9 protein-coding genes are annotated in these 10609 nt (G+C 49.0%); 4 read left to right on the top strand and 5 right to left on the bottom strand.

What is annotated here, in order from left to right; all coding sequences use genetic code 11:
* The first annotated feature begins 81 nt into the window (after positions 1–81).
* Positions 82–1200 carry an IS110 family transposase gene (locus MHI48_RS02755; RefSeq protein WP_076327767.1) on the top strand — a complete coding sequence of 373 codons (1119 nt, stop codon included), beginning with the start codon at positions 82–84 and terminating at the stop codon, positions 1198–1200.
* Positions 1201–2218: 1018 nt separating this feature from the next.
* On the opposite strand, the gene MHI48_RS02760 is transcribed toward MHI48_RS02755, so the two are convergent.
* The 4 genes from MHI48_RS02760 to MHI48_RS02775 form a co-directional block, all read right to left on the bottom strand.
* Positions 2219–3871, bottom strand: coding sequence for a methyl-accepting chemotaxis protein (locus MHI48_RS02760; RefSeq protein ID WP_036672162.1), 1653 nt, complete (start codon positions 3869–3871; stop codon positions 2219–2221).
* Between the two features lie 26 nt (positions 3872–3897).
* On the bottom strand, positions 3898–4905 hold the full coding sequence (locus MHI48_RS02765; RefSeq protein WP_405142933.1) for a BMP family protein: 1008 nt from the start codon (positions 4903–4905) through the stop codon (positions 3898–3900).
* A 367-nt stretch (positions 4906–5272) separates the two neighbouring features.
* A complete protein-coding gene (locus tag MHI48_RS02770) occupies positions 5273–6883 on the bottom strand; it encodes a gamma-glutamyltransferase family protein (protein WP_036672217.1) in 1611 nt (536 codons plus the stop codon).
* 124 nt (positions 6884–7007) lie between these two features.
* The gene (locus MHI48_RS02775) at positions 7008–7907 is read right to left on the bottom strand and encodes a glucose 1-dehydrogenase (RefSeq protein WP_036672159.1); all 900 of its coding nucleotides are present in this window, start codon (positions 7905–7907) and stop codon (positions 7008–7010) included.
* A 155-nt stretch (positions 7908–8062) separates the two neighbouring features.
* On the opposite strand from MHI48_RS02775, the gene fosB reads away from it, so the two are divergent.
* On the top strand, positions 8063–8482 hold the full coding sequence (fosB, locus tag MHI48_RS02780; protein WP_036672156.1) for a metallothiol transferase FosB: 420 nt from the start codon (positions 8063–8065) through the stop codon (positions 8480–8482).
* A gap of 135 nt (positions 8483–8617) precedes the next feature.
* The gene (locus tag MHI48_RS02785) at positions 8618–8821 is read left to right on the top strand and encodes a hypothetical protein (RefSeq protein WP_036672153.1); all 204 of its coding nucleotides are present in this window, start codon (positions 8618–8620) and stop codon (positions 8819–8821) included.
* Between the two features lie 120 nt (positions 8822–8941).
* On the opposite strand, the gene MHI48_RS02790 is transcribed toward MHI48_RS02785, so the two are convergent.
* Complete coding sequence (locus tag MHI48_RS02790; protein WP_036672152.1) at positions 8942–10192, bottom strand: helix-turn-helix domain-containing protein; 1251 nt, start codon at positions 10190–10192, stop codon at positions 8942–8944.
* Positions 10193–10376: 184 nt separating this feature from the next.
* On the opposite strand from MHI48_RS02790, the gene MHI48_RS02795 reads away from it, so the two are divergent.
* Positions 10377–10571: a hypothetical protein gene (locus MHI48_RS02795; protein ID WP_036672150.1), complete on the top strand. Its 195-nt coding sequence runs from the start codon at positions 10377–10379 to the stop codon at positions 10569–10571.
* The last annotated feature ends 38 nt before the right edge of the window (positions 10572–10609 follow it).

A 10609-nucleotide genomic window follows, 5' to 3' on the forward strand; every position in this document is an offset into this window, starting at 1 on the left:
ATATTGCTGCACATCGTAGGTTAAAATGGACAGTAAGAAGACCACCATTTCAGAGCTACACAGCAAAGGAGAGCTATCCCTATGAAGTCTACCACAAAATTCATTGGTTTAGATGTATCCAAAGAAAAAATTTCTGTCGCTATTGCTGACGAGGGTAAAGACAAGCCGCGGTATTACGGTACCATTGCTCATGCGCCTGCTGCCTTACGCAAACTCATCAAAGAGTTGGGTCCGGCAAGCTCCCTCTCGTTTTGTTATGAGGCCGGTCCTACAGGATACGAAACCTACCGCTGGATCGAATCCATGGGGGCCCATTGTGTCGTCATTGCTCCTTCACTCATCCCCAAACGCTCCGGCGATCACGTGAAAACCGATCGACGGGATGCCGAGCAACTGGCACGTCTGTTCCGTGCAGGCGAGCTTACGCCGATTTACGTTCCAGCACGTGAAGATGAGGCGCTTCGTGAATTGGTTCGGGCACGCGAATCGGCAAAAGAAGATGCTCACCGGGCTCGTCAACGCGTGCTCAAATTTTTATTGCGTCACCAGATCCATCCGCCTGAACAAATCAAACGTCGCTGGACGAAAAAATATCGCGTATGGCTTGGACAACTGACCTTCCCGAATGCGCCTATGCAGATTGCGTTTACGGAGTACCTTCATGCCATGGACGAGATCGAGCAACGCATCGGTCGACTGGAAAAAGCCTTGATTGAAGAGGCAGCGACCAGTTCCAAAGCCGATTTGATTCAGATTTTACAGTCTCTGCGTGGCATTGGATTTCTCACGGCCGTCACGCTTGCTGCGGAGATCGGTTCCTTTGCCCGGTTCCGTTCTCCTGCTCAGCTCATGGCTTACTTAGGCCTAGTTCCGCGTGAGCATTCGTCTGGAGTCCGTACCCAACGAGGCTCGCTCACCAAAGCGGGAAATGGACGATTGCGTCGCACCTTGATTGAATCGGCATGGAGTTACCGCCATCAGCCTGCGATTAAAGGGGATTTGGCCCGCCGTTTGGAAGGTCTGCCTGCGGACATACAGCTCATTTCCTGGAAAGCCCAGGAACGGCTGCACCGAAAATTCCGTCGTTTAGTTTATGGATTAAACAAACACAAAAATGTCGCGGTCACCGCGGTGGCCAGGGAACTGACCGGGTTCATTTGGGCGATCGCCCGAACGTTGGAGCTACCGAACGCTCAGTAATCTGTTATTCATCTTGAAGAGACGGATGGTTTAAACGGAAAAAGGGGAAAACCCCGGAGCCCTAAGCCCGGGAGTTCATGGAAGGTTCAGGAGAGAATGTGCGAGGTTCGTTTGCACTAGGCTTTTAATGGGCTGAACGTGCGTGGCTAGCTTGTAACAGCTCTCCTTGACGAAGGCATACCATGTGGTAACCAACCCACGGATAGCAGCGTGCCAACCGTCGCTCGCATATGGACTCCCGCGCTTAGGGCTTCGGCGAAAAGCAGCATTTTGTGATGGGCTTGACAAAAACGTTCATAGCAACGAACCTGATACACCTTATACCACGGTTTACATCGAGGAGCAAAAGCTAACGAACCTCATCCACGTTATTTCTGTGTATTTCAGATAAAACACCTGAAAAACCGGACTAAATTAGTGAATAGAGTGCCTGAGATTCGTTAGGTTTTATAACATGCAATTAATGGCCCAATAAGGTTTGCTCAGTTCGTTAAACGTTTGGATCTGAAATGTTGATGCCTTGTTATCTATATAAGTTGATCTAAAGAATATTTACACTGGACACTCCGGTGACAGAACAACCTTCCGATCGCTGTTATCCCCAGTTTTTTCTTTTATAAATTAGGAAATCCGGGGATAGCATATGCTTCCGAAGCGGCTTTCTTTCAAGAAGCTTTTAGGCGAAGTATATGCTTCTGAGGCAGCTTCTTTCAGACAACTTTTAGCTCCGCTTTTTCAGGTTCTTTCTGTCTTCTCCGTTTCGTGTAAATGTTTAGTTCAATTTATATACTTTCATATCTTTGAAACGAATTAATGGTTGGATGAAACAATGATTAGTACTGAAAAGGGGAGCCCTGTCATGATGCATGACGGAGGCTCCCCTTTATTTGTTTGTATGTTCACGCTACCTAATCCTGGCTCGGCTATAACCTGCCCATAACATGCCTATAATCTGCATCTAACCTGCATCTCAACTACATCTGAACTACGTCCAACCCAAAATTCTCCGGCATCCTGCTTACAGCCGGAATCGCAGCAGTTCCTGATGCATCTCTGCACTAATATCACGCAATGACTTCACCTTGATACTTGCATCAGCGAAGGAACGTTGTTGTTCCGATGTGGAGGCGGTGATCTCTTCACTGCTGGCAGCCGACTGCTCGGTGATGGCACTGATATTTTCGATGGCTTGTTGCACCTGCGTACTGAGTTCATTGGAGTGTTGCATGTCCTCAGCAAGCTGATGGATGCCGGTACTAATGCGCTCCACACTTTCACGAATAGCAGAGAAGGATTCGCGAGTCTGGCCAGTGGCTTGTTCCTGTTCGCCGAATAACTGCATGCTTTGTGCTACAGAGTTCTTCACCTTGTCCATGGAGGTTGTGATCTCGCCCACAGCCGCATAGATATGTTTGACCGATTGCGCAGATTGTTCGGCGAGTTTGTTCACCTCGCCCGCAACAACAGCGAAGCCACGTCCGGCTTCTCCAGCGCGAGCAGCCTCTATGGAGGCATTTAACGAGAGCATGGTTGTTTGTTTGGCAATCTCCGATACATATGCCGTCATCGTAGTGATTCGAACCGCGCTTTCTTCCAGTTCCCGCACCGTTTGTTCCACCTCGGCCATCGCCATACGATTCACTTCGGCCAAGCGGAGTTGCTCCGCTACAGCCTTATTACCTTCCTCAACGGTAGTTAATACTTCACGACCATCGATTACCGATTGGGAAGTGGCCTCCAGATTGCTATTGAAGGTAGACTGCATTTTGTCCACAACCATCACTGTTTCACTCAGATCCTCGGCAATTTTTTGACTGCCAATCGAGAGTTCCTCCGTGGTGCGGGATACTTGCTGCACAATCGCTTGGGCTGTATCATTACCGCGGTCAATATCTTGCGCCATCAGATCGACACGATGACCCGCTTCACCAATCGACTGAATAATGCCGCGGATATTATGAGTCATGGTACCAAAGGAACGACTCAGGTCATCGAGTTCATCTTTGCCCCGAGCTTCCGGTAATTGTCCGGTCAGGTCACCGTCCGCAATTTGTCCAGCGGCGTCTTTGAGTGTTCGAATACGCTTGGCAATCTGACGTGAAGTATACATATTAAACAGCATCACGGCGACGAGCAATACGATAGCTCCTGCCAGAGCGGCTTGCCACGTTTGCTGAATGTCACGTTCCAAATCGACGGTATATTGATCATAACGATCCCGAGTCATCTCATCTAACGAATAGATATCATTCTGTATGCCCCGAACCCGAGTGCTGTAACGTTTCGCTTCCGCACTGTTCATCGCACTCATCGCTTCGGTGGCTCCCTGGTTGAGAGCTTCTAATTTTGTCTCGATGGACTGAATAAGTTGTAACTGCTGATCTGTTTCGAGCAATCCGTCCGTAAGTTCCTGAATCATCGTTTGACCTTCATCCAGCAAGCGAAGTACGGCGTCCTGGTTTCCTGCTGTCATGGAGAATGAGTAGACATCCAGCGCTTGCTGGGTCTGAATCTGATTGGCGTTCAGTTCACTCACCTTGAGCATGGCTGGTACCAGATTTTGATTTTTGGCATTCATGTTGAGCAATTGCATGATGATATAAGCGACTAGCACAAGGCATAGAAGTAGTGAAATTAGAGCATTAAGTATCAGTTTTCCCTGTAGTTTCATGTGCGTACCTCCTTGTATCCGATGGGTTATTGATCAAGCTTAATTTTGATTTGACCGGAAGAGATCTTTGCCTTCAGATCTTCGAAGGTTTGCTGTTGTTCATCACTGAGCGTGATATTATGTAGAGCAGTCAGACCCACGGCGTTCTCCGCCAGCCCCTCCACGATTTCCTTTTGAGGGAAGGTATGATTGTTTTGAACAAACGTGTTAACGGCATTATAGATAGAGACATCCACATTTTTCAGCATGGACGTAAGAATGGATTTTTCCGCCAAAAAGAATTGATCGGTATCTACACCGATGGCGTATTTCCCTAATTTCTGAATCTCCGTCAGTGCGCCTACGCCTGTGAGACCGGCAGCAACGTAGATCACGTCAGCGCCCTTTTCCTGAATCATCTCTGTAGCCAGTTGTTCACCCAGCTCGGCATTGCCGAAGTCCCCTGCGTAGACGACATCAACGGTTGCATTCGGCTTGACAGCCAGAACAGCTTGTTTAAAACCCTGCTCGAAATTACGAAGGACCGGTATCTCTATTCCACCAAGGAAGCCAACATGATCTTCCGTTGAAGCCATAGCGGCAATAACACCTGCCAGATAACTTCCTTCTTCCGCCCGGAATGAAATGGAGGCAATGTTAGGCAGTTCGGACTGACTGTCAATCATGAGGAACTGCTGGTCAGGATATTTGGCTGCAACTTTCTCCATATCCGCTTGGACAGCATCACTCAGGCCGATAACCAGATCGAATTTGGCTTGCGCAAACTCTTCAAATGCAGCTTCGGCATTGTCGCCCGGTTCACGATAGTCAAAGACAATGCTTTTCTCATTTCTGGCCTGAACCAGTCCATCAAAAGCAGCATCATTAAAAGAACGGTCACCCAGACCCACTTCCGTAAGCACGATCCCAACCTTTGTTCTTTTGTCTGTTGCCGTTGTTGTATTGTTGGCTGAACATGCCCCCAGGATCAGTACCGTCAGGATCATCATTAGGGTGAGACCTAGACCTGCGCGTCTGTTCTTGTTTGTTTTCATGTGTGGTACCCTCATTTCTGTAGTCGCATTTTTCTGTTTTGCATGGTTCCTTAGCTCCAGGGAATGACGTGTACATGATGACACGTATGGTGAGGATTTCCCTTTATCTATATCGGTCAGAAAGGCACTGTGATTTATGGTATGTAGTGAAAATTTACGAAAAAATAAGTATTTTTCATGAATTACACATTATTTTTACATTTCTCTGGTTAAAAGGGTACATAAATATCTACAGTATGTTGTTTACTGATGTTGGAAGTCGAAAAAAGGCACAACAGAGATAACATGAATCATCTCTGTTGTGCCTTAAAATTTCACCCTATACGGATGATAAGGTGATCATCCTATTATAAAAATGACGCGAGTTTTACCAAGCCGCAATCGAGCCGTCAGCTCGGGTTTCCGTACCCCCGCATAATACGCCATTGTCCGGGTTGCGCCAGATGATCTGACCGCGTCCAAACTGGGATGGATCAACTGCCACTTGAATATCATGTCCCTTGCGGGCGAGTGCCTGAGCGATATGCTGCGGGAAACCCGGTTCCACGAGAATTGTTTTGCCCTTCGTCCACTGCCAGCGCGGAGAATCCAAGGCGGCCTGTGGGTTCAGGTGATAATCGATCGTATTCATAACCAGCTGCACATGACCCTGCGGCTGCATGAAACCACCCATGACACCGAATGGCCCAACTGCTTCACTGCCACGGGTGAGGAACCCCGGAATGATCGTATGATACGTTCGTTTGCCTGGCTCCAGGGCGTTGGCATGATTAGGGTCCAGTGAGAAGTTGTGTCCACGATTCTGCAAAGCAATGCCTGTCCCCGGAACAACCAATCCAGAGCCGAAGCCCATATAGTTACTCTGGATAAACGAAACCATATTGCCTTCACCATCCGCCGTAGCCAGATAGACTGTTCCACTTGCACGTGGATCACCTGCCTCAGGTGCTCGTGCGGTATCACCAATGAGTTTGCGCCGTTCTTCCGCGTATGCCTCGGACAGGAGTTCCTCCACCGTCACACCCATTTTGCGTTCTTCAGTAATATACTTCTCCCCATCGGCAAATGCCAGCTTCATGGCTTCTAGTTGCTGATGATACGCCAGAACGGATTCTTTCTCGTCAAAATCATATCCCTTCAGGAGATTAAGCGCTGCGAGAGCAATCAATCCTTGTCCATTCGGCGGAATCTCCCATACATCGTAACCACGATAGGAGACGGAGATGGGATCAACCCACTCCGGCTGAAAAGCCTTCAGATCTTCGCGAGTCAGATAACCACCGTGCTCTGCCATAAAGGAATGAATGCGCTCTGCCAGTTCTCCTTCGTAAAAGTCTCGCGCTTCGCTCTCGCCAATCTGGCGCAAAGTCGCCGCATGATCCGGCGAGCGCCACATCTCTCCAGCTGCGGGAACACGCCCGCCTGGAGCAAATGTCTCAAACCACGCACGCCCTGCCTCCGCATCACCCTGGCGTGCATAGATCTCGGCTGCCCTTGCCCAGTGGCGGGCCAGCCCAGGCGCAAGCGGATAACCTTTCTCCGCATAGCGGATGGCCGGTTCCAGCGCTTCCGCCAGCGTGAGCCGCCCAAAACGGCGGCTCAGCTCAGCCCAACCCGCCGGTGCGCCAGGCACCGTCACCGGAACAACCCCGAGCTTCGGCATCTCCGTATGGCCTGCCGCTTGAAGCGCCTCAATGGATATGCCCTGAGGCGCAGGGCCGCTGGCATTCAGGCCATGCAGTTTGCCCTCGGTCCAGACGAGGGCAAAAGCATCGCCTCCAATGCCATTGGACGTTGGCTCCAGCACCGTGAGTGCTGCCGCAGTTGCAATGGCGGCATCGATGGCATTGCCGCCTTTTTTCAATACATCCAGACCGGCTTGTGCAGCCAGTGGTTGAGACGTGGCGACCATGCCTTGTTTCGCATACACAGGCACGCGGTAAGAGGGATACGGTTGGTAGAGTGGATCGAAGTTCATCAGGTTGTTCAGCTCCTTGTCGCTAGATGTCAGGCTCCGGCATAACCGGATCATACTCCTAACCCTCTTCGCAACTGAACAACCGATATCCTGCCACACCTGCCAAATCCAACCTGACATCAGCCTATGTCGTTACCATATCGCCGCCATTTACATGAATGCATTCACCTGTGACGTAGGATGAATCGCGGGAAGCGAGATAAACGTAGGCTGCCGCCAGTTCGTAAGGCTGACCAGCTCGACCCATGGGTGTATCTGTTCCAAATACCTGTACATCCTCAGCGGAGAAACTGGCAGGAATGAGCGGTGTCCAGATGGGTCCCGGGGCGACGGAATTCACACGGATTCCATGTGCAGCGAGTGATTGGGCGAGTACACGAGTCAGCGATACGACGGCTCCTTTGGTAGAAGAGTAGTCGATCAGTTGGGTATTACCTTTATATGCTGTAATGGAAGCTGTATTGATAATGGAGGCACCTCTGCACAGATGGGGGAGAGCGGCCTGAATCAGAAAGAAATAGGCGAACACGTTCGTCTGAAAGGTGTGATACAGCTGCTCTTCTGTAATATCAACGATGCTTGGCTGCACATACTGTACGCCATGATTGTTGACCAGAATATCGATCTTCCCGTAGGTTTCCATGGTTGTGCGAATGACGGCTTCACAGTTTTTCTTTAAGCGGAGATCAATCTCGATTAAGAGACAGCGCTGTCCTAGTTCTTCGATCCGTTCACGAGTCCTTTCGGCATCTGTCCGTTCATATAGATAAGCAATGACGATATCCGCACCTTCCTTGGCAAAAGCGATGGCGGCCGCCCGGCCGATTCCACTGTCACCACCCGTAATAATGGCAACTTTACCTTGGAGTTTGCAGCTGCCGATATAGGCAGGATCTTCACTGATCGGTTCAGGCACCATCAGGGTTTCCAGACCGGGTTGCTGGTCCTGATGCTGGGGTGGAAATGCCAGCTTTTGCTCCTTGCATACCGTTTTCTCACCATAAAAAGGATAGACAGGATTCATTCGCTTTACATCCTCCTCGAATGTTCATTGATACGGATAACCTATGCATTCGCCCAGAAGAAGGTGCGGGAGGAAACAGCAGAGCGGTTGTTTTTTGCGCAGAATATACCATAATAAGGATAGATCCTTAAATCGATGGAGGTGTCAGGAGCCACATGAATATTCAAGGAATTAATCATTTGTGCTTTTCCGTATCCAATCTGGAGCGGGCCATTACCTTTTATGAGCAGGCTCTCGGTGCCCGAATTCAGGTGAAAGGACGCAAACTGGCTTATTTTGAGCTTGCCGGTCTGTGGATTGCCCTGAATCAGGAGGATGTTATTCGCAACTATACGGAACGAACCTATACCCATATTGCATTTACCGTTACAGAAGAGGAGTTCGACGCGTCTGTGCAGCAGCTGCGAGCAGCGGGGGCGGACATTCTGCCCGGAAGGCCAAGAGATCCACGGGATGCATTATCTGTATATTTTACCGATCCGGATGGTCATCTGTTCGAACTGCATACAGGTACGATGAAGCAAAGGCTGGATTATTATCGCGAAGACAAAGATCATATGACCTTTTATACATGAGTTTCATGTGCAAGTAGAGGTAAATGGGGATTAACGTATTTAAAGTCATTGCAATTATCCGTAAAATACGTCTTAGGTTGCCAGGAATCGATGGTGGACTATGCTACCCGATTATAGACATGAGGAGAGATGAGCATGGAGAGTAAAGGAAGCAAATACGTTACAATGGCAAGTGAACTCTGCATGGTTACCATCATGCTTCTACCTTTTATTGCAGGACAGCTTCATGTTTCGGGAGCACATGCAGGATCGGCTAAGTTTAGTGGTCAGCAGGGACAAAAGCATGCCGTATCTACGGAAACGCTGCTGGAGCTGAATGATCCTGTACCTGTTCGATGAGATTGATCCTGTGCCCTTTCACCGTGGATTCCCGGAAGTGGGGTCCCTGTTCAGAGACCCTAAAATCCATCTGTTCATTTCCCTATGTCCTCAGTTGTTAGATGAAGAAGGTATCCGCTTTTATTTGATAAATGACTTATAATCTTCGTAGTTCATTTTACGCTCTTGCAGGCTTAGCAGGAGGAGTTGATGGCTGATGTCAGCCTCGCGATTTGCAGAGATGCGTTTAAGCAGATCGTGACTCATTCTTAAAAAGTAATAACCTTCATTGCTGTTGTTTTTCTCATGAAATACAATACCCAGCAAGCGATACAGTTTGGCACGAAGCATCCCTTCATCTTGCTTATCCAGCAGTTGGAGGGCTTCTTTGATGATGGCCTCTGCCTGTTCTGGCTCACGCTGTTCCAAATAAACTTTACTGATTTCCTCTAATATGGAAGCCTTCTTGTGGGGAAGATTGCGTTTATCGTAAATTCGTGCGCATTCATCCAGCAAGGGGAGGGCTTCTTTTTTTTGCCCCATATGAAGCTGGATCACGGCGAGGTTGTGAAGTGCCAGAACGTAGGATTCGCTGCTCGCCTGTTTATAGGCCTGTACGGATCTCTTGGTCCAGTCATAACTTAGCAGCATGTGTCCGTCCTGTTCGGACATATAATAGGCTTTGCCCAAACCCAGCGTAATCTCGCCATACAGTTCCGGTTGTCCGGCCATCTGGGCTTCCTTCTCCGCTTTGAGATAGTAGTTTAACCCCTCATTCACATTGCCTAGTCTTAAATGAGTTGTGCCAAGAAAGGTCAGCGATTGGATGTGTTCTTCCTGTAGATGTTTGAGTCTGCTGCTGTACGTATACGCCTGTTCATAATGTTTCCGGGCAGCATGAAACAGCTCTGCATGAAAAGCCGCTCTCCCCATTTCCAGATAATATTCAACAATACGTTCCCTGTCCCCCGTTCGAATGACCGTAAATGCTGCGTTTTCCCCTTCATCCAAGGCTTGTCGATAATCCCCAAGTCTGTTGTGACTTCGCAAAATGAGCAGGTAGGCTTCAGACTGATCCGATGTATCCTCCGTCAGTGTCAGCACTTTACGAGCTATGCGGATGCAGGCAGAATCATTCTGCTCGGCGTAACAGGCTTTGGCCTTTTCCAACACAGCCTCACCAATATCCGAATCTGTCGATACACTTCCTCCCAAAAAAAACTCCATGGGTGTATTAAGTCTCCTGGCAATGATTTTTAACATACGCTGCGAGGGAACGGCTCTACCTTTTTCGATAAGGCTGATGTAAGAACGCGTCATATCCTCACCTGCCAGTTGCTTCTGAGACAGTCCAAGCTGCTCCCGGATTTGCCGGATTTTGGGTCCGAGCATGATCGTTCACCGTCCCTTGAATATAGTTTGATTGGAATGGAGATGTGATTGGTATGTTGGGTCCATCGAACGTGCAGAAGCAGGGGTAAGGAGAGTGAGAGGTTCATTTACCTCCATTTACAGTTTAAATCCAATTTGGGAGATTATAGAATCAGAGTATCCAAGATGAAAGGAGGAGATATGAATGGTCATTAAAGCGACTCCCATTACACTGGAGCAACTGAAGCGCAAAGAAGTTGAAGCAGCACAATTGGAAACGAATGTACTGGGCGAGGCACGTGAAGTCAGTGCACGCGCGGTATCCGCTCGCGCAGTTGAAGCTCGTGCTGTAGCGGCTCGTGCTGTAGCAGCTCGTGCAGCAGCGGCGGCTCGTGCCTGATTTTTCCTACTTACTTATTGCATTACGCTAGATTCATA

Origin of the sequence: Paenibacillus sp. FSL H7-0942 (assembly GCF_045040715.1) — a bacterium.
Lineage (GTDB): Bacteria > Bacillota > Bacilli > Paenibacillales > Paenibacillaceae > Paenibacillus > Paenibacillus amylolyticus.

Excerpts from the sequence above, each read along its gene's own strand:
- MHI48_RS02765 (WP_405142933.1), bottom strand. The coding sequence starts at position 4,905 with ATGAAAACAAACAAGAACAGACGCGCAGGTCTAGGTCTCACCCTAATG.
- MHI48_RS02770 (WP_036672217.1), bottom strand. The coding sequence starts at position 6,883 with ATGAACTTCGATCCACTCTACCAACCGTATCCCTCTTACCGCGTGCCT.
- MHI48_RS02795 (WP_036672150.1), top strand. The coding sequence starts at position 10,377 with ATGGTCATTAAAGCGACTCCCATTACACTGGAGCAACTGAAGCGCAAA.
- MHI48_RS02760 (WP_036672162.1), bottom strand. The coding sequence starts at position 3,871 with ATGAAACTACAGGGAAAACTGATACTTAATGCTCTAATTTCACTACTT.
- MHI48_RS02790 (WP_036672152.1), bottom strand. The coding sequence starts at position 10,192 with ATGCTCGGACCCAAAATCCGGCAAATCCGGGAGCAGCTTGGACTGTCT.
- fosB (WP_036672156.1), top strand. The coding sequence starts at position 8,063 with ATGAATATTCAAGGAATTAATCATTTGTGCTTTTCCGTATCCAATCTG.
- MHI48_RS02785 (WP_036672153.1), top strand. The coding sequence starts at position 8,618 with ATGGAGAGTAAAGGAAGCAAATACGTTACAATGGCAAGTGAACTCTGC.
- MHI48_RS02755 (WP_076327767.1), top strand. The coding sequence starts at position 82 with ATGAAGTCTACCACAAAATTCATTGGTTTAGATGTATCCAAAGAAAAA.
- MHI48_RS02775 (WP_036672159.1), bottom strand. The coding sequence starts at position 7,907 with ATGAATCCTGTCTATCCTTTTTATGGTGAGAAAACGGTATGCAAGGAG.